General features: G+C 63.4%; 23 protein-coding genes and 1 riboswitch. Of the genes, 14 read left to right on the top strand and 9 right to left on the bottom strand.

Annotated elements, in window-relative coordinates; all coding sequences use genetic code 11:
* Positions 1–40 precede the first annotated feature (40 nt).
* Complete coding sequence (gene asnB, locus BH682_RS16970; protein WP_003941790.1) at positions 41–1,966, bottom strand: asparagine synthase (glutamine-hydrolyzing); 1,926 nt, start codon at positions 1,964–1,966, stop codon at positions 41–43.
* A gap of 319 nt (positions 1,967–2,285) precedes the next feature.
* Here asnB and ctaC point away from each other — a divergent pair, with 319 nt between their 5' ends.
* On the top strand, positions 2,286–3,350 hold the full coding sequence (ctaC, locus tag BH682_RS16965) for an aa3-type cytochrome oxidase subunit II (protein ID WP_030537048.1): 1,065 nt from the start codon (positions 2,286–2,288) through the stop codon (positions 3,348–3,350).
* Positions 3,351–3,389: 39 nt separating this feature from the next.
* Positions 3,390–3,806, top strand: coding sequence for a cytochrome c oxidase subunit 4 (locus BH682_RS16960; RefSeq protein ID WP_003941723.1), 417 nt, complete (start codon positions 3,390–3,392; stop codon positions 3,804–3,806).
* Positions 3,807–3,915: 109 nt separating this feature from the next.
* Here BH682_RS16960 and BH682_RS16955 read toward each other — a convergent pair whose 3' ends face one another.
* Positions 3,916–4,305 (bottom strand): DUF3224 domain-containing protein, encoded by a 390-nt coding sequence (locus BH682_RS16955; protein WP_030537047.1) that lies wholly within the window; start codon positions 4,303–4,305, stop codon positions 3,916–3,918.
* A 66-nt stretch (positions 4,306–4,371) separates the two neighbouring features.
* On the opposite strand from BH682_RS16955, the gene BH682_RS16950 reads away from it, so the two are divergent.
* A complete protein-coding gene (locus BH682_RS16950; RefSeq protein WP_075833449.1) occupies positions 4,372–4,668 on the top strand; it encodes an antibiotic biosynthesis monooxygenase family protein in 297 nt (98 codons plus the stop codon).
* 149 nt (positions 4,669–4,817) lie between these two features.
* Here the strand turns inward: BH682_RS16950 and qcrB are convergent, their stop codons facing one another.
* From qcrB to ctaE, 4 genes are all read right to left on the bottom strand, one after another.
* A complete protein-coding gene (gene qcrB / locus BH682_RS16945) occupies positions 4,818–6,422 on the bottom strand; it encodes a cytochrome bc1 complex cytochrome b subunit (RefSeq protein WP_007730057.1) in 1,605 nt (534 codons plus the stop codon).
* Between the two features lie 59 nt (positions 6,423–6,481).
* Complete coding sequence (qcrA, locus tag BH682_RS16940) at positions 6,482–7,624, bottom strand: cytochrome bc1 complex Rieske iron-sulfur subunit (RefSeq protein ID WP_007730058.1); 1,143 nt, start codon at positions 7,622–7,624, stop codon at positions 6,482–6,484.
* Complete coding sequence (gene qcrC / locus BH682_RS16935) at positions 7,621–8,472, bottom strand: cytochrome bc1 complex diheme cytochrome c subunit (RefSeq protein WP_003941682.1); 852 nt, start codon at positions 8,470–8,472, stop codon at positions 7,621–7,623. The genes qcrA and qcrC overlap by 4 nt, the downstream gene beginning before the upstream one ends.
* Positions 8,473–8,536: 64 nt before the next feature.
* Positions 8,537–9,148 (bottom strand): aa3-type cytochrome oxidase subunit III, encoded by a 612-nt coding sequence (gene ctaE / locus BH682_RS16930; RefSeq protein WP_007730060.1) that lies wholly within the window; start codon positions 9,146–9,148, stop codon positions 8,537–8,539.
* A 127-nt stretch (positions 9,149–9,275) separates the two neighbouring features.
* Between ctaE and BH682_RS16925 the strand changes: the two genes are divergently transcribed.
* Both BH682_RS16925 and trpD read left to right on the top strand, forming a co-directional pair.
* Positions 9,276–9,764 carry a hypothetical protein gene (locus tag BH682_RS16925; RefSeq protein ID WP_042453564.1) on the top strand — a complete coding sequence of 163 codons (489 nt, stop codon included), beginning with the start codon at positions 9,276–9,278 and terminating at the stop codon, positions 9,762–9,764.
* A 139-nt stretch (positions 9,765–9,903) separates the two neighbouring features.
* On the top strand, positions 9,904–10,995 hold the full coding sequence (gene trpD / locus BH682_RS16920; RefSeq protein ID WP_003941751.1) for an anthranilate phosphoribosyltransferase: 1,092 nt from the start codon (positions 9,904–9,906) through the stop codon (positions 10,993–10,995).
* 8 nt (positions 10,996–11,003) lie between these two features.
* Here trpD and BH682_RS16915 read toward each other — a convergent pair whose 3' ends face one another.
* Together BH682_RS16915 and BH682_RS16910 are read right to left on the bottom strand one after the other, a co-directional pair.
* Positions 11,004–11,279 carry an Lrp/AsnC family transcriptional regulator gene (locus BH682_RS16915; protein ID WP_003941677.1) on the bottom strand — a complete coding sequence of 92 codons (276 nt, stop codon included), beginning with the start codon at positions 11,277–11,279 and terminating at the stop codon, positions 11,004–11,006.
* 78 nt (positions 11,280–11,357) lie between these two features.
* The gene (locus tag BH682_RS16910) at positions 11,358–13,118 is read right to left on the bottom strand and encodes a DEDD exonuclease domain-containing protein (RefSeq protein WP_176741994.1); all 1,761 of its coding nucleotides are present in this window, start codon (positions 13,116–13,118) and stop codon (positions 11,358–11,360) included.
* 521 nt (positions 13,119–13,639) lie between these two features.
* Positions 13,640–13,818, top strand: a riboswitch (cyclic di-AMP (ydaO/yuaA leader).
* Positions 13,819–13,832: 14 nt separating this feature from the next.
* Here BH682_RS16910 and BH682_RS16905 point away from each other — a divergent pair.
* The 4 genes from BH682_RS16905 to BH682_RS16890 all read left to right on the top strand — a co-directional run bounded on the left by BH682_RS16905 (position 13,833) and on the right by BH682_RS16890 (position 18,406).
* Positions 13,833–14,390, top strand: a complete 558-nt coding sequence (locus BH682_RS16905) for a C40 family peptidase (protein ID WP_003941754.1) — start codon at positions 13,833–13,835, stop codon at positions 14,388–14,390.
* Between the two features lie 324 nt (positions 14,391–14,714).
* Entirely contained in the window at positions 14,715–15,767 is a 1,053-nt protein-coding gene (locus BH682_RS16900; protein ID WP_003941704.1) for a C40 family peptidase, read from the top strand.
* A 74-nt stretch (positions 15,768–15,841) separates the two neighbouring features.
* The gene (locus BH682_RS16895; RefSeq protein ID WP_223304499.1) at positions 15,842–17,200 is read left to right on the top strand and encodes a peptidase MA family metallohydrolase; all 1,359 of its coding nucleotides are present in this window, start codon (positions 15,842–15,844) and stop codon (positions 17,198–17,200) included.
* Between the two features lie 78 nt (positions 17,201–17,278).
* On the top strand, positions 17,279–18,406 hold the full coding sequence (locus tag BH682_RS16890; RefSeq protein WP_003941734.1) for a glycosyltransferase family 4 protein: 1,128 nt from the start codon (positions 17,279–17,281) through the stop codon (positions 18,404–18,406).
* A gap of 96 nt (positions 18,407–18,502) precedes the next feature.
* Here BH682_RS16890 and BH682_RS16885 read toward each other — a convergent pair whose 3' ends face one another.
* The gene (locus tag BH682_RS16885; RefSeq protein WP_075833447.1) at positions 18,503–20,314 is read right to left on the bottom strand and encodes an AMP-dependent synthetase/ligase; all 1,812 of its coding nucleotides are present in this window, start codon (positions 20,312–20,314) and stop codon (positions 18,503–18,505) included.
* A 159-nt stretch (positions 20,315–20,473) separates the two neighbouring features.
* Between BH682_RS16885 and BH682_RS16880 the strand changes: the two genes are divergently transcribed.
* From BH682_RS16880 to BH682_RS16860, 5 genes are all read left to right on the top strand, one after another.
* Positions 20,474–20,860 (top strand): hypothetical protein, encoded by a 387-nt coding sequence (locus BH682_RS16880; RefSeq protein ID WP_003941776.1) that lies wholly within the window; start codon positions 20,474–20,476, stop codon positions 20,858–20,860.
* 63 nt (positions 20,861–20,923) lie between these two features.
* Entirely contained in the window at positions 20,924–21,361 is a 438-nt protein-coding gene (locus BH682_RS16875; protein WP_003941701.1) for an SRPBCC family protein, read from the top strand.
* Positions 21,362–22,612: an ArsA family ATPase gene (locus BH682_RS16870; protein ID WP_075833445.1), complete on the top strand. Its 1,251-nt coding sequence runs from the start codon at positions 21,362–21,364 to the stop codon at positions 22,610–22,612.
* Positions 22,609–23,004 (top strand): hypothetical protein, encoded by a 396-nt coding sequence (locus tag BH682_RS16865; protein ID WP_007730069.1) that lies wholly within the window; start codon positions 22,609–22,611, stop codon positions 23,002–23,004. The genes BH682_RS16870 and BH682_RS16865 overlap by 4 nt, the downstream gene beginning before the upstream one ends.
* Before the next feature lie 124 nt (positions 23,005–23,128).
* The gene (locus BH682_RS16860) at positions 23,129–24,169 is read left to right on the top strand and encodes an ROK family protein (protein WP_020969875.1); all 1,041 of its coding nucleotides are present in this window, start codon (positions 23,129–23,131) and stop codon (positions 24,167–24,169) included.
* Positions 24,170–24,183: the final 14 nt, after the last annotated feature.

Below are 24,183 nucleotides of genomic sequence, written 5' to 3'. Positions count from 1 at the left end.
GGAGTTCGGAGACTCCCTAACCGCTCACGGGGCCGAAGGCCTAGATATTGACCGGGTACACCGGCTCCTGGATCTGCGGCACGATGCGCTTCTCCACGAAGATTCCGTGCCAGACCATGAAGGTCAGGACGGTCCAGAGGCGTCGGCTGTGGTCGGACACGCCCTCGCGGTGATCGTTGAGCATCTTCACGACGGCCTGCTTGTCGAAGATGTGGTCGGTTCCCGACTCCTCGATCTGCAGATGTGCCCAGTCGAAGAGTTCGGTGCCGCGCAGCCAGTGGCGCAGGGGAACCGGGAATCCGAGCTTCGCGCGGTGCAGAACATGGTGCGGCACAATGCCTTCCAGGGCCTGGCGCAGTGCGTACTTGGTCGTGTCCTTCGTGATCTTCTGATCGAGCGGTACGCGTGACGCGACGTCGAAGACCTCGGGATCGAGGAACGGCACACGCAGTTCCAGCGAGTTGGCCATCGTCATCTTGTCTGCCTTGACGAGGATGTCGCCGCGCAGCCAGGTGAACAGGTCGAGATGCTGCATCCGCGCAACCGGATCCCAGTCCCGTGACTGCGCGTAGATCGGCGCAGTGACGTCCTGGTGAGTCCACTCGGGGCGGAAATCGCGCAGGACGGCGCGGAGCTGAGCGTCGTTGAAGCTACGAGCATTTCCGTAGTAGCGCTCCTCGAGCGTCAAGGAACCGCGGTTGAGCAGACTCTTGCCGCGAGTGCCGTCCGGGATGCGTTCGGACAACTTGCCGGCAGCCCGACGCAGTCCCTTGGGGAGGTACTCGAAAGGCTTGAGCGACAACGGCTCACGGTAGATCGTGTAGCCGCCGAACAGCTCGTCGGCACCCTCGCCGGACAGCACGACCTTGACGTGCTTGCGCGCTTCCTTCGCGATGAACCACAGCGGAATCAATGCCGGATCGGCTACCGGGTCGTCGAGGTACCAGACGATCTCGGGAATGGCAGCGGCGAACTCGGCGGGGGAGACCACCTTGACGACGTGCTTCGCGCCGATCGCTGCGGCAGATTCTGCAGCGACGTCGACCTCGGAATAGCCCTCACGTTCGAAACCGGTCGTGAAGGTGATCAGGTTGGGGTTGTGGCGCATCGCCAGCGCCGCGATCGCCGTGGAGTCGATACCACCGGACAAGAACGAACCGACGGTGACGTCGGCGCGCATGTGCTTGGCGACCGAATCCTCGAGTGCCTCGGCGATTTCCTGGTAGCGCGCCTTCTCGGTGCCAGGTGCAAAAGGCTTGGCCGGGAACTTCGGCGTGAAATACCGCGTGAACGTGGGCTCCTCGCCCGGACGCACCCGGGCGAAGCTGCCCGACTCCAGGCGTCGGATCTGCTTGTGCAGTGTTTCCGGCTCCGGTACGTACTGCAGAACGGTGTAGTGCTCGATGGCACGCGGATCCAGCTCGGTACCGATGCCGATCAGATCGGTGAGTTCGAGCAGGCTCTTCTTCTCGCTGCCGAACGCGGTGCCGCCGGCGCCGGTCGCGATGAACAGCGGCTTGATCCCGAACGGATCGCGCGCGATGAACAGCTCGCGTGTGTCGGTGTCCCAGATCGCGAACGCGAACATTCCGCGCAGGCGCCGGACCGCGTCCTCACCCCAGTAGTGGAATGCAGCGACGATGGCCTCGGAGTCGCCCTCGGTGAAGAACTTGGCGTCGTGGTCCTTGACCAGTTCGGCGCGGATCTCCAAGTAGTTGTAGATCTCGCCGTTGAACGTGAGCGCATAACGCTCCGGGTTCTCCGGTGGGCCCCAACGCAGCGGCTGGTGGGAATGAGCGATGTCGATGATCGCCAGGCGGTTGAACCCGAAGACGAGGTGATCGTCGTTCCACGTCCCGTGTTCGTCCGGCCCGCGGTGACGAAGGCAATGCATCGCCTGGTCGACCCGCGAGACGGCGTCCTCGCTGGTTCCGCCAGATGTCAGTAGCCCGAGCAGTCCACACACAGCGTCCGGTTCCTCGATTCAGAATTTTTGTACAGAAGGCTCCCGGACACGAGTGTCGGGGAGAGGTCAACGAACTCTTGACGAAAGTATGCCGCAGATCGACGTCCCTGCCGATCGCGGCGGAACGAATCGACGTGATGTGCGTCGCCGAAACGACCTGAGCCGTTCCTGAGCAGCACCTGAGAGAGCTGTGTGACGTCCGCCGCGACACGGGCGAGGACCCGAGGATGGATAGCGCCCGGCTTTGGTCTACGCTGCGTAGTAATTGGGCCTTCCCTCCGGGCATGCCCTAGTTGAATTTTGTGGCGATCAGGAAGGCGTGAACGTGGCGCAAGGTCGGATCCTTCGGCGAGCGGGGCTGGCAGTATCTCTGGGCATTGCTGCCTTGCTGCTGTCGGGTTGCTCCATCGACAACGAAGTGCTTCGTTTCGGGTGGCCTTCGGGCATCACCCCGGAGGCGACGCGCATGCGTGAGCTGTGGACGTGGTCGGTTGTAGCCGCCCTCGTCATGGGTGTGCTGGTGTGGGGGTTGGTCTTCTGGGCCGTCATCTTCCACCGTAAGAAGAAGGACTCGCCGGAATTCCCGCGTCAGACGGCATACAACGTGCCGCTCGAACTCGGTTACACGGCAGTTCCCTTCGTCATCATCGCGGTTCTCTTCTACTTCACCGTCATCGTTCAGAACCATGTTCTGGACAAGACGGACAACCCTGACGTCGTTGTAGACGTCACGGCCTTCCAGTGGAACTGGAAGTTCGGCTACCGCTCCATCGAGTTCGGTGACGGTTCCGCCAAGTACAACGGAATCGACGTCGAGGCCGAAGAGGCTGCCAAGACCGAGGGCTCGACCGTGAACGAACACGGGGAAGAAGTTCCCGGCCCGATCCACGGCAACAGCACCGAGGACCTGAGCTACCTGCACTACGACAAGATCGAGACCGTCGGCTCCAGCCAGGAGATCCCGATCCTCGTTCTGCCCACCGGCAAGCGGATCCAGTTCGAACTTGCTTCCTCGGACGTCATTCACGCTTTCTGGGTGCCTGAGTTCCTGTTCAAGCGCGACGTTCTCCCGAACCCCAAGGAGAACCACTCGGACAACATCTTCCAGATCAGTGAGATCGAGAAGGAAGGCGCGTTCGTCGGGCGTTGTGCAGAAATGTGTGGCACGTTCCACGCGATGATGAACTTCGAGGTTCGTGCGGTTTCGCCCGAGGACTTCGCCAAGTACATCGAACTGCGCAAGGGTGACGCGGAGGGCAAGGGTGGTCTGACGACCGCCGAGGCTCTGCAGGCAATCGGTCAGTCGCCGGTGGCTACGTCGACCACGCCGTTCAACACCGACCGCGAGTACCGTCAGGCAACCGTCGCCACTGCAGGCAACTGAGCCGGCCAGCCTCTTCACTGAACAAGGACAAGTGCTGATATGAAGATCGAAGCCAAGCTCTTCGAGATCCTGACGATGTTCTTCATTCTCGTCGCGATCATCTACGGAGTGTTCACCGCTCTGTCACGCACAGGTATCGAGTGGGCCGGACTGACGGCCATCGTCCTGTCTGCAGGTCTGACGCTCATCGTGGGTACCTACTTCCGCTTCGTCGCCCGTCGTCTGGACACCCGTCCCGAGGACTACGACGACGCTGAAATCTCGGATGGTGCAGGAGAACTGGGCTTCTTCAGCCCGGGTAGCTTCTGGCCGATCCTGCTTGCCGCTGCTGCTGCACTCGCGGCAGTGTCGCTGGCGTACTTCCAGCCGTGGCTCATCGCAGTCGCAGTTGTCTGTGTGCTCGCCGCAGCCGCAGGCCTGGTGTTCGAGTACTACACCGGACCCGAGAAGCACTAGTTTCACCCGCACTCGAACAGAGGCGCCGCACCCACCCGGGTACGGCGCCTCTGTTGTCGTTTATGTACGTTTCGGTGGTAGGAGGGTGCCTGTCAACAACCGCCCTCTGTCAATCGTGGAGCGAGTATTCGAGGTCGTAGCGGTGCAGACCGTCGACGACCTCCAGCTCGAGAGTGCCTGCGATGCCCTTCAACTCGCCGGTTCCGGACCCCGGCACGATCTCGTACAGAAGCTTCTGCGTTCCGTCGATCATCTGACCGAACTGCTGCAGGGCGAACGATCCCACAGCTTCGTCGACCTGCCCCGTGACAAACTCCAAAGCGACATAGCCCGCTGCACCGGCTGTCGGATCGCCCGCGGACAGCATCAGGCCGGACGACGTGCCTTCGACGCCGCCGATGAACGTCTTGTCGAACTCGAAGCGTCCGACGCGTCCGGAGAGCTCAGGATCGGCGGGGCGAAGATCGATCTCGAAGGTGCCGCGTGCATGGGATGTCATGGTCCGAGTATCTCACCAGGCGACAACGCCTCGAGGGGACTCCCGAGAACGTGCAACACTCCGTAGATGATTCTCGAACATGCCGTCCTGCAGGTCGATCCGTCGCAGTCAGCGCGTTTCGAGGCCGCATTCGACGTGGCCCGAACCATCATCTCCGAGGTTCCCGGATTCATCAGGCTGCGGCTCTCGCACTGCCTGGAATCACCGGAGCGATATCTCCTGCTGGTCGAGTGGGAAGACGTGGAGTCACACACCATCGGCTTCCGTCAGTCCACGGGATACGAGAAGTGGCGAGAACTTCTCCATCACTTCTACGAGCCGTTCCCGACGGTGGAGCACTATTCAACTCTGTTCGAGGACTAGTAAGGCGTAGTGCCCGCTGTTGTCGACGCTCAGACGACGAACCGGGGGAGTGGTGCCCACTTGGAGGTTGTCCATACTGAATCGCTCAGAGAACGAGTGAGGCCCCGAACCGGAATCCGGTTCGGGGCCTCACTGGTCAACTGACGTTCTTAGTGGAGTTCTCCACTGGAACCATCGGACTTGCCGTTGGTTCGGTTCTGGTAGTCCAGAAGGATCTGAAGCTGCTCGTGCTCAGCTTCGTGATGAGCGGCTTCGAGAGCCTCGCTCTCCTCGACTGGGTCAGCGGTGATCAGGCTACCGCTACCGGGCTTGCCGGCGAGGCCGAGCTTGTTCATCTTCTTCGGGACAGCAGCACCCTGGTACTCGAGCGGGATCGGGTGTCCGTGCTCGTCGACGGGGCCGAGCGGCTGGTGGATCTCGATGTACTGGCCGTTCGGCATCCGCTTGATGATGCCGGTCTCGATGCCGTGTTCGAGGACTGCACGGTCACTGCGCTGCAGGCCGATGCAGAACCGGTACGTCACGAAGTACGCGATGGGCGGAAGGATGACCATGCCGATACGGCCGATCCACGTCATTGCGTTCAGCGAGATGTGCAGGTGGTACGCGATGATGTCGTTGATGCAGGAGATCGTGAGCACCAGGTAGAACGCGATGGACATCGCACCGATAGCGGTACGGACCGGCACGTCGCGCGGGCGCTGCAGGATGTTGTGGTGAGCGTCGTCTCCGGTGAGACGCTTCTCGATCCACGGGTACGCGATCAACAGTGCGAAGACGAGGCCCATGATCAGGGCGACGGCGAACACTGCAGGGATCGTGTACCGGTTGAACAGGTAGATCTCCCACGCCGGCCACAGTCGAGCAAGGCCGTCCGTCCACATCATGTAGATATCGGGCTGGGAACCTGCCGAGACCTGTGACGGGTTGTACGGACCGATGTTCCACACGGGGTTGATCTGGAACAGACCACCGAGCAGTGCGAGCACGCCGAAGGTCATGGCGAAGAACGCGCCACCCTTCATCGCGAAGACCGGGAGGATGCGGACGCCGACGACGTTCTGTTCCGTACGGCCGGGGCCGGGGAACTGCGTGTGCTTCTGGTACCAGACCAACGCGAGGTGGCCGGCGATCAGAGCCAGGATGATGCCCGGGAACAGCAGCACGTGAGCGACGTAGAGACGCGGGATGATGAGGTCGCCGGGGAAGTCGCCGTCGAAGATCAGCCAGTGCATCCAGGTACCGACGATCGGGATACTCATCGTGATACCACCGAAGGCGGCGCGGAGGCCGGTGCCCGAGAGCAGGTCGTCGGGGATGGTGTAACCGAAGAAGCCTTCGAACATCGCCAGGATGAGCAGCAGGCAGCCGATGACCCAGTTCGCTTCACGCGGGCGACGGAAGGCGCCGGTGAAGAAGATGCGAGCGAGGTGAACGATGATCGACGCCGCGAACATCAGTGCAGCCCAGTGGTGAATCTGGCGAACGAAGAGACCGCCGCGCACCTCGAAGGAGATGTTCAGGGTCGTCTCGTAGGCGCGAGACATCGTGACACCACGAAGCGGCTGGTATGCGCCCTGGTAGACGACGTGCGCCATAGACGGATCGAAGAACAGCGTCAGGAACACACCGGAGATCAGCAGGATCACGAAGCTGTAGAGCGCGATCTCGCCGAGCATGAAGGACCAGTGCGTCGGGAAGACCTTGTTGATCTGCCGGCGCATGCCTGCGGCGAGGTGGTAGCGGGAGTCCATAGCCTCCGCTTGTCCAGCCGCTGCCGCGCTGATCTTGGACGGTTTGGTTGTTGTTGTGGTCACGGTCGACGCTCCCAAAATGCCGGGCCGAGTGCTTCGATGAAGTCACCGTCGGCGACCAGGAAGCCCTCTTCGTTCACTGTAATAGGCAACTGCGGAAGTGCGCGAGCAGCGGGACCGAAGATCGGCTTGCCGTAGGTCAGTGCGTCGAACTGCGACTGGTGGCAGGGGCACAGAATACGGTTGCTCTGCTGTTCGTAGAGCGAGGTGGGGCAACCCAGGTGGGTGCAGATCTTCGAGTAGGCGAAGTAATCGCCGTAGTTGAAGCTTTCCTGGCCCTTACGCTTGGTGACACGCGCGGTGTCTTCCGTGCGGAGGCGGATGAGCATCACCGAGTTACGAATGCCGCGCAGTGCTGCGAGCAGAGCGTGCTCGTCGCCACGGTCGGACTCGCGGAACGGGAAGACCGTTTCCATCGAACCGGCATCGAGATCTTCCGGGCGAACGAGGACGATGTCCTCGGGACGGCCGGTGTCACGACGCAGGTAGATGGTCTCGCCCGGGTAGTTCGGGGTCCAGCCGGACACCCACAGAGGTGAGTCGTCGCCCTTGGCCCACGGGTTCTTGATGAGTCCGCCGAGGGGCATGACCATCATGACGCCGAGTGCGCCGCCGCCGAACATCAAGCTGCGCTTGATGGCCTTGCGGCGGGGGAGGGTGGACGTCTCGAGGGTGTCGCCGAGCTCGGCGACGATCGTGCGACGATCGACCTCGGTGGAACCACCGTCGTGGCGGTCCTGGATCGAGACCTCTTCGGGGATGAACTTCTTCGTGAACTGAACGGCACCGATGCCGACGCCGAGGATCGCCAGACCCATGGTCAAGCCGATCAACGGGGTGTACAGGCTGTACTTGCCGTAGTTCTCGTCACCGGCGCCTGCGTACTCCCAGGGCCAGAACAGGTAGATCGCGATGAACGCGATCGCCGAAACGCCGGCGAGGCCGAACCAGAAGGCGACGTTGCGCTCGGCGCGCTTTTCCGCCCTGGTGCCCTTTACCGACCAACGATCACGGCGGTAGACGACATCGACGCCATCGAGATTGGTACCCAGCTTGACCAGGTCGTCGCGTGACATCGCGTCGAGCTCTTCATCTGTGTACTTCTTAGGCGTATCGCCGCCATGCTGGCCAGCGTCGCTCATGACCTTGCTCCGATCCACAATGCTGCACCGACGACAGCGATGATTCCGACGGCCCACATGGCGAGACCCTCAGAGGCCGGACCGAGGCCACCGAGCCCGTACCCACCGGGGTCCTTCGACTCGCCCGACGACTTGACGTAGGCGATGATGTCCTTCTTCTCCTCGATCGTCAGCTGACGATCCGAGAACTTCGGCATGTTCTGGGGACCGGTAACCATGGCAGCGTAGATCTGCTGCTCGCTGGCCGGATCCAGGACCGGGGCGTACTTGCCCGAGGACAGTGCGCCACCGCGGCCGGTGAAGTTGTGGCACGACGCGCAGTTGAGCCGGAAGAGCTCACTGCCGCGTCCGACGTCGCCACCGCGCAGCGAGGACTGGGCGATTTCGCCGTTCTCGTCGCGGATGAGCGTCGGGCCGCCGCCGTTGGCCTGGATGAAAGCGCCGAGGGCGTCGGTCTGCGCAGCATCGAACTTGGGGTCCTTGCGTGCAGCCTGGGCCTCGTTGCGAGCTGCCGGCATACGACCAGAGGAGACCTGGAAGTACACGGCTGCTTCGCCGACGCCGATGAGGCTGGGACCGCGGTCCTGCACGCCCTGCAAGTTCGCGCCGTGGCACGTGATGCATGACGTGTCGTACAGCTGCTTGCCTTCACGAATCAGGGCTGCTGAATCGTCACTGGCGGTCGCAACCTGCGGAGCTGGTGTCAACGCCGAAGCGAGGAAACCTGCGCTGATCAATCCCATCATCAATACGAGCGCGCCAGTGACGCGCCGGCGGATTTTCCGCTGGCGACGCGACTTCGCGGCATTCGCTGAGTTATCGGATGCGGGAGGGGGGGATGAACTCATCTGTATCCCTTTGGTATGTCGGGACGGAACTGGACGTCAGGGGCTGCCTGGGGCGTACAGCTGATTAACGGATGAAATAAATCGTGGCAAACAGCGCGATCCACACGATGTCGACAAAGTGCCAGTAGTACGAAACAACGATCGCGGCGGTGGCCTGGGCGGGCGTGAACTTGCTGACCCGGGTACGTGCGATCAAGAAGACGAAGGCGATGAGACCGCCGATGACGTGCAGACCGTGGAAGCCGGTGGTCATGTAGAACACCGAGCCGTACACGCTGCTCGAAATCGTGGTGCCCTCGTGCACGAGGTGGTAGTACTCGTAACCCTGGCCGGCGACGAAGAACGCCCCCATGACCAAGGTGATGGTGTACCAGCGACGAAGTCCGAAGACGTCGCCACGCTCAGCCGCGAAGACACCCATCTGGCAGGTGAACGAAGATGCGATAAGCACCAAGGTCACCGGCACGGCCAGATACAGGTTCAATTCGGTTGGCTCCGGCGGCCAATTTCCGTTCGCCTGAGCTCGTGCCACGAAGTACATGGCAAAGAGCCCTGCGAAGAACATGAGCTCACTTGACAACCACACGATGGTGCCAACGCTGACCATATTCGGCCGGTTCAGCGAGTGCACGCGTTGGGTGATTGCCGATCCTGAAGTCCCTACTGCGCTCGTCACAGACAGAAGTATGACGCTTCGTCGTAAGAGACGACCACTCGGGTCCACCATCGGCGCGTCGCTCGGCTCGAGTTCGCGGGATCGGGCGGCGAACGCGCTGGTGGCGTGGTCGGAATATGCTGGCGCGATGGCAGCTACACACAAGAGTAGACCGTGGTTCCTGAGAATTTTCGGCACGAAGATTCCGACACCGCTCGATGCAGGGCGGTCGGATCTGGTCGTCGTTGCCGAAGGCTTCGACGACGCCGAGGCGAGCTCGACGGCTCTCGAACGTGCCGCCTCCACCGAGCCGGAGTTCAGGGCGGAGTCCGAAGTGGTTCTGCGGCATCATCTCGACCTCCCGGAGGGCTCGGTAGCCGATGCCGAGAGCATCGTCGCCCAGGACGGATATGTGCGAGGCTCGAGTCGGCCCGAGGACGTGACTCCGGTGGTCGAGAATTCGGTTCGCGTCGTCTTCGAGCGTGTCCAGGTGCTTGACGCCCTGCATTGCTCCCAGGAGCGGTCACGAATGGCTGGTCTGGCGCAGCGACTCGGTGGTTCGGTCGCCGGGTGGGACGCGCTCCAGCCCCCGATACTTGTGGAGGCGCCGCCCAAACGCGGTCGCAGAAAGTCCTGAGCGGCCCTATTCGGTTTCCTCGTTACCTCACTGACTAGGCTGCGAGGGTCATCGGCAGCACAAAATGGCAGCGCGAAACGACAGCTCGAAACGACAGCTCGAAATCCAGCCCACTTGAACGACAGGGGACCAAGGCACTATGGCCGGCACCGACGCATCCAACGCCGTGAACGTCGATTCGAGTGCAGTGGTGCGGTCCTGGCCGATGATTCTCGGTTTGCTCACGGACGGCAGTGACTTGTCGGAAGCCGACAGTCGCTGGGCTATGGGCGAGATCATGTCGGACAACGCCACCTCCGCTCAGATCGCTGCTTTCGGGGTCGGTCTGAAGATGAAGGGCGAAACCCCCGCGGAGTTGGAAGGGCTCGCCGCCGCGATGCTCGAACACTCCAGGCGCGTGCCGGTCGATTCCGACGTCGTCGACATCGTCGGCACGGGTGGTGACCGCTCCAACACGGTGAACATCTCGACGATGGCCTCGATCGTGGTTGCCGCGTCCGGTGTGCGAGTTGTCAAGCACGGCAACCGCGCTGCTTCGTCCAAGAGCGGTGGCGCCGACGTGCTCGAGGCGCTCGGCGTTCGCATCAACCTCGGGCCGGAGCAGGTTGCGAGGTGTGTCGAAGAGGTCGGCATCGGCTTTTGTTTCGCGCCGGTCTTCCATCCCGCACTGCGCTTTGCGGCGGTGCCTCGCAAGGAAATCGGCATTCCGACGGCATTCAACGTGCTCGGTCCACTGACCAATCCGGCTCGTCCGCGTGCCGGGCTGATCGGGTGCGCATTTCCGAAACTGATCTCGGTCGTCGCGGGAGTCCTTGCGCAGCGCGGCAATTCGGCGTTGGTGGTACGGGGAGACGACGGACTGGACGAACTGACCACATCGACGACGTCGACGGTTCACATCGTCGGCGGTGGAAGTGTGCGAACTGTCACGCTGGATCCGCGTGACCTCGGAATCGACCGCGTTCCTCTCGAAGAGTTGCGTGGAGGCGACGCCGAAATCAACGCCACCGTCGCCAGAACGCTGCTTTCCGGGCAGAAGGGGCCGGTCCGGGACGCGGTCCTGCTGAACGCGGGAGCAGCCATCGCGGCATTCAACGGTGTCGGCGACGATCTCGAGAGTGCGATCTCTGCCGGGATGACTGCAGCCGCTGCCGCGATCGACAGCGGCGCGGGCGCTGAACTGCTTCACAAGTGGGCGGCGCTCACCGCCGAGCTGGCCGACCAAGCCTGATCGAGGGGCTATTCACCCAGCGAGAAACCGGCCTCGACGTCTGCGCTGGAGAATGACTGGAACGCAATGTGTGTGGCGGTTCGGAGAACGCCGGGCACCTTGTTGATTCCTCCGGTGACCACGTCGGCGATCTGGGCGTGGTCACGCACTTTCACGATGGCGATCAAATCGACGTCACCTGCGCACGAGTAGACCTCGGTCACTCCGGACAGGTCGGCGACGGCCTGCGCGGTTTCCGGGATCCGAGCGGACTCGGCGTGAATCATGACGATGGCGTTGATCATTTCTCTCCTCGATTTCCCTGCGGGTTGTGATGACCCGGTGGTTTCGATCGAGCTTAGGGGTGCCGCCCCGCCGTTACGTCATCGATGTTCGGATTCGGTTCCGGCTCGGGCGAGTCGGCACCAGGCTTCCCACTTGCCGGCGCCGCTCACAGGTTCGACGTATCCGGATGTCGCCGACACGATTCGGACACCGTCCGACGAGAGCCACCTTGCGATCAGTCCCAGTTCTTCGGGTGACGCGCCGCGGAACGGGGCGTCGTCCGGTAGGACGGTTTCGGCCGCCGCGGTGATGGCGTCGACGACGGGCATCGGGTGAGTCCCACGTCTGGCGAGCCCGGCGGACGCGAGACGCCCGGACCGGATCACCGACAGCTCCCAGCCGCCGTCTCCGGTGGGGCGGGCGAGAACGAGTTGTTCGATCGCCGCGACTGCAGCGAGTCGCTGAGTGCGCCGCACTGCGGTGGCGACTGCGACCGTTCGGTCACGCAGACGAGCAGCATTCTCGAACAACGCGTGTGCGGACAGCTCGTCGATCCGGGCCTGCATCTGTTGGAGGGGAGCGTCGTTGGTTCCTCGGAAGAATCCACGCACGGCCTCAGGGGCGGCCGCGTAGTCCTCTGCGTTGATTTCCGGGGTCCAGGAGGCTGGACACGCCCCCAGTTCGCGAGCGGGGCAGTCAGGGCCGTGAACGGCGCCGCGTCCGAGACGCTTGGTACACGTGCGCAGACGACTGAACTCTGCGACGGTGTCGGCGACGTCGACTGCGTCGCCGCGAGAGGTGAACGGGCCGATCGAATCGGCCGTGGGCGTGCGAACCACGGACAGTCTCGGAAACGCCTCGTCGGTGAGGGTGATCCACCAACCTCGCTTGGGAAACTTGGAGCGACGGTTGTACGGCGGCGCATGCGCGCTCAGCAGTCGTAGTTCACGCACCCCGGCCTCGAGAGCGTGCGCGCACTCGACATGGTCCACGCGGGTGGCCAGCGCGACCATTTCCTTCATCCGGCCGCGGGTCTCCGAACCGGTGAAGTAGTTGCGGACGCGGCGTCGAAGGTCGGTAGCAGTTCCTATGTAGAGGGCTTCGTCGGAAGGACCGCGGAAAAGGTAGACACCGGGGCTTCGCGGCAGGTTTGCGGCGAAGGACCGTTTGGCCCGTTGATGCGAGGAAATGTTGGGCAGGTAGTCGACTAGTTCGCTGTAACTGTGGACACCCTGGTTTCCGACCCTGTCGATCAGTCCGTGGAGGACGTCGACGGTCGCACGCGCGTCGTCGAGAGCCCGGTGCGTCGGCTGGGTGGTCACTTGGAAGAGATGGGCGAGTGCGGAGAGCTTCACCGAAGGTGCCTCGTCGCGTGTGAGTACGCGCCGGGCGAGTTTGACGGTGCACAGGACACGGAACGCGGGCCACGGGCGCGCGCTGCGTGACGCCGCTGCTTTGAGGAAACCGATGTCGAACGGCGCGTTGTGTGCCACCAGCACCGCGCCCTCGGCGAACTCGAGAAATGCAGGCAGGACACGTTCGATGGGAGGTGCGCCGATCAGCATGGCCGTGGTGATTCCGGTCAGTTCGACTATGTAGGGCGGAATCGACCGGCCGGGGTCGACGAGTGTTGCCATTTCGCCCAGTACCTCGCCGCCGCGGATCTTGACGGCGCCGATCTCGGTGATGGAGTCCTGGTCGGCGCTGCCCCCTGTGGTCTCGAGGTCGACGACGACAAATGTTGTCTCGCTCAGCGGTGTGTCCAGTTCGTCGAAGCTCAGTTGCCGCCCGACGTCGAACTTCTCCCCGTCGGAGAACGGGGGCGGAGACGGAAATTCTCGGGCCGAGGCGGGACTCACACCGCAGACAGTAGAAGTACCCCCCGACACGAATTCGAGAGTGCAGACACGGAATCCGACCCGCACGGACTTCCATTGCGAAATCGGTGGATGAACGCCCGACAAAAGTAGGAGAGACGAGGATCACACTTGCGGTGGGAACTCGCGAATGTGGACGCGCGCCTACTTGTGAGTAGGGCGAGTCGAGGGGTCTTCGGTGCGTCTGTCGACGGCTGAAACCGCGTCCGTGACCGGAACAGGTTCTAGTTTCAAGTAATCATCGTTGAACTGCATGGAAGATCGGATTGTCGGGTTTGGTGAGCCTTGGCAGTGGGTAGCGGGCGCGGGTTTGACGGCCTGGAGTGGGTCGCCGAACCGACCTGTTGTTATCTCCCCGTGACCCGCCGGGCGTATCGCGGGCGCGGCACCACGATTTCCGGCGAATCGGGCACGATTGTCACGAAGCGGTCGACATCGTCGCGATCATTTCGTAACCTTCCTGAGACCTAACGAAGTCTTGCCGGACCAAACAGGACCGGCATCGTCAGGAACCGCCTAATCGGGATCTCCGCGAGGAACCCGAACCGGGAACCCAAGTTTCCACTGGGGTGAATCCCGCCTGGGGTGCAGCACGCAGGATCGCTGCAGACCACGCGGGTAGGGCTGATCTTCCCAGCCCGAACCCGTCAGCTAACTCGGTCGGCGGATGAATGGAAGAAATGGAGCACCCCTTAAGTGGCGTCACAGAGTTTCAAGCGTTCAGCGCAGTTGGCAGTAGCCGGCGCGCTCGCAGTCGGAGCATTCGCTGCAACCGCTGCACCTGCCTCGGCAGACCCCATCACCATCCCCGGCGTCGGCACGTTCGAGGTTCCGGGCGTTTCTATTCCTCAGTTGCCGGTCATTCCGGGCATCACCGACATCGCACCGGCTGCACCGGCCGCTCCCATCTCCAGTGTTGGTGAGCAGGCAGTTCGCGCCGCAGAGAGCAAGCTGGGCTCCCCGTACGTGTACGGCGCAGCCGGCCCGGACGCATTCGACTGCTCCGGTCTCGTTCAGTGGGCATACAAGCAGGCCGGTCTCAACCTGCCTCGCACGAGCTACGACCAGGCTGCAGCCGGCGTTGCCGTCGCACAGTCCGATCTTCAGGTCGGCGACGTGATCTCCTTCTACGGCGGATCGCATTCGGGCATCTACGCCGGTAACGGCAATGTCATCCACGCGTCGACCGCTGGTCAGCCCGTGAAGCTCGCTCCGGTGTCCTCGATGCCGTACGACGGCGCTCGCCGTTACTGATTTCTGAACACGCTCGACGGCTGTCTCCGGTAGGCAGTCGGAACGATCCGCCGCTGTGATGCGGCGGAGCTCGGGGGAGCTCCGGATCTTCGAATGTGGGCCTCGAATCTTCGATTCGGGGCCCACATTTTCGTTTCGCGACAATTCGCCCGGTACTTCACCCCGACACGCCTACCGGCAAGTAGACACAAACGTATGCCGTTCCGTAACCTTATCGAGACATTGCGCGGCCGAGACAGGTACTGTGGATAGTTGACAGCCAGCTAACAGATCGTCGACCGGTCCCGGTCGACGTCGCTTCACCGAGACGGAGAGTTGCATTCCGTGGTTTCATCGAAAAACAACAGTCGAGTACGGGCCGCATTGACAGTGGGAGTGCTGGCGTTCGGACTCGTTGCAGGGCCTTCGATGCAGGCCGGTGCCGACCCCGTCATCACCAACCCCACCGAGGCGCTCGACAAGCTCGGTGAACTCTCCCGGGTTTCCGAGCAGACCAACGAAGCGCTGCACAACGCGCAGATCGACCTCGACGCGAAGCTGGCAGTCGCGAATGATGCGGACGTGCGATCGGCAGCCGATCAGGGTCTTCTCGACGCGGCTTCGGCGCGCGTCGCCGAGTTCGCTCCGGCGGTAAACCGTATTGCCACAGCGAATTACCAGGGTGCGCGAACCAATCGCCTCTTTGCGTTGATGGTGAGCGACTCGCCGCAGCAGTTGCTCGACCAGATGTCTGCGCTCGACGTGATTTCCAACGACGCGGCAGTACAGGTCTCTCAGTTCAACCAAGCCACTGCCGATGCGCGTGCCGCCTCGGAAGCGTCGAAGCGATCGGCCGAAGAAGCGCGAACCGCCGCCGATCAAGCCCGCGCGCTCAGTGACGATTTGCAGCGCAAGCAGAGTGAACTGCAGACGCAGATCGCCGACGTGACCAAAGCCTTCCAGAATCTCACCGACGACGAACGTAACCAACTGAGCGGTACGCCTTTCCCGCCGGACGTCGATCTCAGCAAAATTCTGGCTAACTTGACCCCTGGCTCGGGTGCTGCTGCTCTGCAGGCAGGCCTCACGCGGATCGGTGACCCGTACGTCTGGGGCGCGACCGGCCCGAACGAGTTCGACTGCTCAGGTCTGGTGGTATGGGCCTACAAGCAGATCGGAAAGACTCTGCCGCGATCGAGCCAAGCGCAGGCGCAGGGCGGTGTACCGGTGTCGAGGGACCAACTACAGCCCGGCGACGTCGTGACGTTCTACAGCGACAACTCGCATGTCGGCATCTACGCCGGCGACGGAAACATTCTGCATGCGTCGACGTTCGGCGTACCGGTGAAGGTCCAGTCGATGGCAGGCATGGAGTTCTCCACTGCGCGTCGTTACTGACGGCTTGCTGCGCCCGAGCGGCGGGTGGCCAGCCGCCGTGAAGCGTCGAGTCGAGTTCTCCTACACTCGGCACCGTGCCGACTGAACCGATGACGACGCCCGACGTCGGCGCAGATCGACCACGCCGTTGGGAGTATCCGGCCCTCGTGGCGCTCGGTGTAGCCGTGGTGCTCGTTCTGGGCCTGACGATCTTCCTGACGAACAGGTCCGATTCCGACGAAAACGCCGCCGCCGAACAGGACGCGGAACGCAGCGCTCAAGTCCAGAGCTTTCTCGATGCATGGGCCGCGGCTCAGATGTCCGACGATCCGTCGGGGCTGGCGAAGTTCGTCGACAGTGCCGCCGCACCCGGTGTGCTCGAGGCGGAAGTTCGACGAGCCACTGCTGCGGGAGCGCTTGAATTCTCCGACTGGGGATACGAGATTCCCAGCGGCGGCCTGACTCCGGCGCCGCGAACCGGTGCGCCGGGCGGAGACGTCGAAGTATGGAATGCGCAAGTTCTGTTGCGGTACGCCCTCGACGGCGTCGACGCATTGCCCACGCGCAAGGCAGTGTCCATGACACTCGCGAAACGCGGCGATCAGTGGTCGGTTCTTGCGGACGGGTCGATCGTCGGACTGGACGGCGCCCGAACGGCGGGCGAATCCTGGAATGGCCCCTGGGACTTCGGCCCGCTTGCCGTCGCCGAGAATTCTGCGGGTAACGCGCTGGTGATCGGCCACCCGGGTCAGCAGGCGTTCGTCGACGCTTTGGCTGCCGATGTGGACTCAGCCATCGAGAACACGACGCAGTTGTGGGGGCCGTGGTGGTCCGAGCGCGCGGTGCTCATGGTGGCGGGGTCCGCTGAGGAATTCACCGCACTGGTCGGCTCCCATCACGACGGCGCTTCGATTGCTGCAGTGTCGGTCGCGGATGCGACGGCGGACGGGTCATCCGACGTGAGCGGCCAGCGAGTGGTCTTCTCGCCTGCCGCGGCTTCGAGGTTGACCGACATCACCAGGCGAACGGTGTTGCGCCACGAACTGATGCACATAGCCGCCCGATCGAAAACCCGTGACGGGTCGCCGATGTGGGTATTGGAAGGGTTTGCCGAATACGCGGGAAACCGTGGATCCTCGCGGGCCTGGGGTGAGATCGCGCCGACTCTGGCAGCAGCGGTACGCTCCGGCGATACTCCGACCGAGTTTCCGGACGACACGCAGTTCAGCGGTGTACCGGTCGTGAGTTCACTGGCGTACGAATCGGCGTGGTCGATCAACGCGTATATCGCCGATCGATTCGGAGAAGCAAAGCTGACCGACCTCTTTCGCGCTCTCGCCTCCGGAAAGATGACGGCCGAAGACCTCGATTCGCGGATCCGAGCGGTCGTTGGCGTCGGAACCGAGGAACTGCGAGCCGGATGGGTCGACTGGACCAACAGCCATCTGGGCTGAGCGGTTCGCGGCTGGGTCGATTGCAGCGGCGAGGTGCCCTTCGCACGTTTGAAGCACCGAGTGCCCTACGGTGGACGGATGCGCCGGACCCTCTTGGTGACCAACGATTTTCCTCCTCGCCCCGGAGGTATCCAGTCGTATCTCCACACGTTCGCCGGGCATCTGCCGCCGGACAAGTTGGTGGTGTACGCACCGCGGTGGCGGGGCGACTCGCACAAGAAGTTCGATGCGGCACAGCCTTTCGAGGTCGTTCGGCACCCGACGACGCTGATGCTGCCGTCGCCTTTTGTCGCTCGTCGAGCCGCGAAGTTGGTCAAGAAGCACGACTGCGAGTCGGTCTGGTTCGGTGCGGCAGCGCCGTTGGCGTTGTTGGCGCCGGTTGTTCGACGTGCCGGAGCGAGCCGAGTGATCGCGAGTACTCACGGCCACGAGGTCGGATGGTCGATGATTCCCGGTGCGCGGCAGTCGTTGCGTGTGATCGGTGACCACACCGATGCGGTGACGTTCGTCAGCAAATACACCCGTGGGCGGTTCTCGGCGGCCTTCGGCCCGCAAGCGGCGCTCGAGCACCTTCCTTCCGGAGTGGACACGTCAGTGTTCCACCCGGACTCGGTCGCCCGCGCGGAACTGCGTAAGCGATACGGGCTGGGCGAGCGGCCCACGATCCTGTGCCTGTCGCGGCTCGTGCCACGCAAGGGGCAGGACATGCTCATCAAGGCGCTGCCGACCGTACGCAAGAGCATTGACGGGGCGGTACTGGTGATCGTCGGAGGTGGGCCGTACGAGGACCATCTCCGCCAATTGGCGCGTAAGACCGGGATGGACGATCACGTCGTCTTCACGGGCACGGTGCCCGCCGCAGAGTTGGCGGCGCACCACACGATCGCCGACGTGTTCGCCATGCCGTGCCGTACCCGAGGCGCCGGATTGGACGTCGAAGGACTGGGAATCGTCTACCTCGAGGCCTCGGCTACCGGTGTGCCGGTCATCGCCGGGCGCAGTGGTGGCGCTCCGGAAACGGTGCAGCAGAACAAGACCGGGCTCGTGGTCGACGGCACCTCTGTTCGCGACGTCGCCGAATCCGTGATCGAGGTGCTGTCCGATCGTGATCGCGCGGCCGCGATGGGAGCAGCCGGCCGGGCATGGGTTGCCGAAGACTGGAAGTGGGACACGCTCGCTTCGAAACTGCGTAATCTCCTCGGCTGAGCAAACGGGACTCGAACGCGAACGGCCCGCACCGAATTCGGTGCGGGCCGTTCATGTCGGCACGTTCGTGTCGGCAGAGGGCTGATCGGCGAAAGACTACTTGGCGTAGATCTTTTCGATGTCGGCGGCAAAGCTCTCGTGCACGACGTTGCGCTTGAGCTTCATCGTGGGCGTGAGTTCGCCTGTGTCCTCGGAGAAGTCGACCGGAAGAATGCGGAACTTCTTGATCGCCTCGGCGTGTGAGACGAGCTTGTTGGCCTCGTCGATGGCGTCCTGGATTTCGCCGACCAGTTCGCCGTCCGAAACCAGGTCGGCCGCTGTGGTTCCTGCGGCCTTGTTGTTGCGCTCGTTCCAGGCGGGAAGAGCTTCGGCGTCGATGGTGATGAGGGCGCCGATGAAAGGCTTCTGGTCGCCGACCACGATGGCCTGGCTGATCAGCGGGTGCGCGCGAAGGGAATCCTCGAGCTGAGCGGGGGAGACGTTCTTGCCGCCTGCCGTGACGATGATTTCCTTCTTGCGGCCGGTGATGGTGATGTAGCCGTCCTTGTCGACGGTGCCGAGGTCGCCGGTGTGGAACCAGCCGTTCTCGATCGACTCGGCGGTCGCCTTCTCGTTGCGCCAGTAGCCGGTGAAGACCACCGGTCCCGAGAGGAGGATTTCGCCGTCTTCTGCGATACGAACGGAGTTGCCGGCCAACGGCTTTCCGACAGAGCCGACCTTCTGTGCGCCGATGGTGTTGACGGCGAACGCTGCGGTGGTCTCGGTCAGTCCGTAGCCCTCGTAGATCGTGACACCGATACCGCGGAAGAAGTGGCCGAGTCGAGCGCCCAGAGGTGCACCACCGGAAATGGCCAGCTGGCACTGCCCGCCGAGCGCTGCGCGCAGCTTCGAGTACACGAGCTTGTCGAAGAGAGCGTGCTTGGCCTTGAGAACGATGCCGGCGCCGCCCTTGTCCTGCGCCTCGCTCCACGCGACGGCAGTGTCTGCGGCCGCGTCGAAGATCTTTCCCTTGCCGTCGCCGTGCGCCTTGGCGCGTGCGCTGTTGTAGACCTTCTCGAACACGCGCGGCACCGAGAGGATGAAGTCGGGCTTGAACTCGCCGAACGTCGGAACGAGGTTCGGGATGTCGCTCGTGTGCCCCAGCGCTGCACCGGCGTCGAACGACGCGATGCTGACTGCGCGAGCGAGAACGTGCGCGAGCGGCAAGAACATCAGAGTGCGAACGCCGGGTGTCTTGAGCAGCGTGCCCAGGTTGGAGTCGAGGATGCCCTTCGACTCGGCAATCAGGTTGGAGTGCGTCAGCTGGCAGCCCTTGGGTCGGCCCGTGGTGCCCGACGTGTAGATCAGGGTCGCGGGATCGGATGCCTTCAGTGCCGCGACGCGGGCGTGGACGTCCTCGTCGGAGATGTCGGCGCCCAATGCGGTCAATTCCTCGACAACACCTTTACCGCCTGCCGCGGCATCGATCTGGTAGACCGTGCGCAGCGCGGGGGCGGCTGCAGCGACGTCCTTCACGGTCGCGGCATGTGCGTCGTTCTCGACGATGAGGTCGATTGCTTCGGAGTCCTCGAGAATCCAGCGAACCTGCTCGGCTGCGGAGGTTTCGTAGATCGGAACCGTCACGCCGCCGGCCGCCCAGATGGCGTAGTCGACGAGCGGCCATTCGAAACGCGTCGCCGACATGAGGCCGACGCGGTCGCCCTGCTTGACGCCGATCGCGATGAGGCCCTTGGCGACGGCAGTCACCTGAGCGGCGAAATCGCCTGCAGTGACATCGACCCATGCATTTCCGACTTTGCGCTTGTAGACAACCGCCGCCGGCTTCGTCTTCGCGAAGGCGAAGACCGAGTCGACCGCGGAGGCATCCTCGGGAATGGTGAACGTCTGGGGTGCGCTGAACTCAGGCACGAAATACCTCCGACACTGCGAAATACTGACGAGTAGGGTTTTCGTCTCCTACTGTAGTCGCATGTCCGACGCAGTTGTGGCCAGGCTTACAGTCTGTCCGGTATGTAGTGTTGCGACACCCCTCGACGCTTCGCGGACGCGATATGTGAAGCTACTTCGGTGAGCAGCATTCAGGTCGCAGACCAGACTTTCATCGCCGCCCCGCCCGAGCGGGTCGCCGAACTGTTGTCCTCGCGCGCGCAGTGGCGTCGCTGGTTCAGTGATCTCGAGCTCGAAGTCCGGGAAGATCGCGGTCCCGCAGGATTCCGTTGGGGAGTGTCAGGTCAGCTGGTCGGCACCATGGAGGTGTGGCTCGAACCGGTCATGGACGGGACGATCGCGCACTACTTCCTGCACTGTGAGCCGGTCGGCGTATCGCCGTCCGATCTGGCGACCCTCGACCTCGCCGGGATGAACCGCAAGCGTCGGGTCGATGGCAAGGTCATGTCGTTCCAGCTCAAACGCGAACTCGAAGCGGGACGTGCCGCCGGAGTAGCACCGGACTGATAATCGAAGCACTGCACGTTGTGCAGGTTCTGGACTTTTGACGAAGGAAGGTAGCGCAGTCGTATGGCCGAGAAGACCAAGGGGTTGATCAGCATCGACGCTCCTGCCGACGCCGTGATGGACGTCATCGCCGATTTCGAGCGGTACCCCGAGTGGGTGGCCGCGGCGAAGTCCGTCGAGGTGACGGCGCCGGGACAGGGCGGCCGCGCGGACCGAGTACGTTTCGTCCTCGACGCGGGGATGGTGAAGGACACCTACGAACTGCAGTATTCGTGGGCACCGGACGGTATGGCGGTGAGTTGGGAGCTGATCTCGGGCGAGATTCAGAAGTCCCAATTCGGTTCGTACACACTCGAGCCCGGCCCGAACGGCACCACGTCGGTCACCTACGAGTTGACGGTCGACCTGACGATTCCGATGATCGGTCTGTTCAAGCGCAAGGCCGAGAAGATCATCACCGACACAGCTCTGAAGGAACTGAAGAAGCGAGTCGAGGGCTGAGTGCCGGAGCAACGATCGCGCGTCCAACTGTTCGTCGGTAAAGGCGGAGTAGGCACGACGACGCTTGCCGCAGCGACTGCTGTGTCGGCTGCGACCGATGGGGCGAGAGTGCTGCTCGTGTCGATCGATCAGGCAGGTTCTCTTGCAGACGTCCTGGGCGTGCCGAATCCGCGAACGACCACATCTCTCACCGAGCGTCTCGACGTCCGGCAACTCGACACGTCAGCGCTCCTCGAGGACAAGTTCCGAGGATTGTCGGGGTTGATCGATGCTGCAGGAACTTTCGGAGCGGGAGATCACGAACACGGTTCGTCATTCGAGGGCTTGGAACCGGAAGAGTTGACGGGATCCCTGGGCATCCAAGACATGCTCGGGCTCGCCGAGATCGTCGACCTCTCGGACAGCGGCGACTACGACGTCGTGATCGTGGACTGTCCGGCCGCAGCCGAAGCGCTGCGGATACTCGGCTCGCCGTCGATGGTGTCGGAGTATCTCGAGCGATTGTGGCCGCGGCACAGGCGGATGGTCGCTGTGACAGGTACGGACATGCGGCTGCTCCTGCTCGTGTCCCTCGTCGAACGCGTGCTCGCGTCGGTGGATCGGATCGCGGTTCACCTCTCGGATCGGGAGAACACCGGCGTGCGTGTGGTGACGTCGGCCGACGGCGTGTCGGTCGCGGCGACTCGTCGGACGTTGTCCGGGCTGGCTCTGGCCGGGTTGCGAGTTGACGGGATTGTGGTCAACAACCTTGTCCCGCAGTTCAACTCGTCCGCCGGGAAGGGTGTCGACGATTCACCGGCGGCGCAGTGGCTCGCGTCGATCCGGGCGGCTCAGGCACTCGTCGTGGACGAACTGCGTGGATCAACCGATGGAATGTCCGTCACAACGGTCGAACGCGCTTGCGCCGAACCGGTAGGGTTGGCCGCTCTGGGCGAGATCGCGGCCACGTTCGAGGGTGGAGCGGGCACGGATTCGGGCACCGTCGGTACCGCGGACAACATCGTGGTGTCGTTGGAGTCCGGGACCGGAGTCGATTCGGTGTACGTGATGCGGATGTACCTTCCGCTCGTGGATCCGTCGTCGTTGTCGTTGGGCCGGGTGGAGGACGATGTGCTGGTGGGAGCAGACGGCGTACGACGCAGAGTTCGTTTGGCGTCGGTGCTGCGTCGTTGTGTCGTGAACGGGGCGGAGTTGGACGGCAGTTACCTGATCATCCGGTTCAGCCCGGATCCCGCGGTGTGGCCGGTATGAGCGAAGAGCACGAGCGCCTCGTCGCGGAGTTTCGCGCGCTGGCGGAAACCGTTCTGACGCGCCTGGAACCGGTGCTGCAGAAGGCCGCAGCAGCGACGGCAGACGTTGCGAGTGACTCGGCGTCCACGGACACGCAGCCGGTGTTCACCGGCTGCAGCTGGTGCCCGGTGTGCGCCCTCGCCGCACTGGTTCGCGGTGAGCACCACGAACTGTTGGCATTCCTCGCGGGTCAAGCAGCAGCATTCCTTGCGTTGCTTCGTGAGATTCTCGACGAGTTTCTCGGGGGGCCGTCAGGCCCCGATCGTGGACCCGAAGGCGGTCCGACGACGCCAGGTGCGGAGCGAACTCGCACGGCGGCATTTGTCCCGATCAACGTGACGGTCAAGGACTGACTCAGTACCCCGGGTAGAGCGAACGGCCCGAGATGAGCACAATCGACACAATGGTCACCGACGCACGAGGCACCGATTCAGGGTGCGCACTCCAGCGGACGCCGCTCGCGCGGGAATCGTCGCGATGAGCGCGCGCCGCTTGAAAGCGGTCTCCGACTCCACCATGGACGACATCTTGACGGTCGGCATCGACGTCGGCGGGACGAGTATCAGGGCCTCCGTCGTGGACGTCGACGGACAAGTGCTCGAGATGATTCAAGCCCCGACCCCGCAGTCGGCCAGGGCACTCGAAGACGGTCTCGATCGCGTCGTGCGCGAATTGGTCACCAGGCACGAGGTATCGGCCGTGGGGTTGGCGGTCGCCGGCTTCATCACCTCCGATCGAAGCTCGGTTCGGTTCGCTCCGCACTTGCCATGGGTGGACGCGCCGGTCGGAAGTGACTTGAGCAAGCGGCTCGGCTTGCCGGTCGTTCTCGAACACGACGCCAATGCAGCGGCGTTCGCGGAGCACCGATTCGGCGCGGCCGCAGGTGGCCGCAATGTCGTGATGGTGGCGATCGGGACCGGAATCGGTGGAGCGCTGCTGATCAACGGTGAGCTGTACCGGGGGAGTCACGGCGTCGCTCCCGAACTGGGCCACATCCAGGTCGTTCCGGGCGGGCGTCAGTGCGCGTGTGGCAAACGTGGGTGTTGGGAGCGCTATTGCAGCGGAACGGCGCTCGTCGACACGGCAATCGAACTGCTTGCCGCCGACCCGGCCGCGTCGACGGTCCTGGCGCGTGAGGTAGCGGTGGATCCTGGTTCGCTCACCGGTCGCCGGATCGCCAACGCCGCGCAGGACGGTGACCCACTCGCGCTGGCAACGATCGCCGAGTTCACCCGTTGGCTGGCCGTGGGTCTGGCCATGGTCGGTGACGTCTACGATCCCGATCTGGTCGTGATCGCCGGCGGCGTCGCGAGTTCTGCCCCACTGTTTCTCGACGACGCCCGCGAGCAATACGCGACATTGTTGACCGGGGCGAAGCACCGCCCACTGGCCCGCATCCGTTCCGCTCAGCTGGGCGAAGCTGCGGGCATGGTCGGCGCCGCCGCTTTGGCCCGATCGGTAGTGCCTCAGGATCTCGGTGGGGTCGACGGCGCTGGAACCACGTCTGCCGGACTGTGATCGGGTCGATCCTG

The organism is Rhodococcus sp. YL-1, from assembly GCF_001942025.1.
In the GTDB taxonomy this organism is placed as follows: Bacteria; Actinomycetota; Actinomycetes; order Mycobacteriales; family Mycobacteriaceae; genus Rhodococcus_F; species Rhodococcus_F qingshengii.
This window is presented reverse-complemented; position numbering and strand designations above follow the sequence as displayed.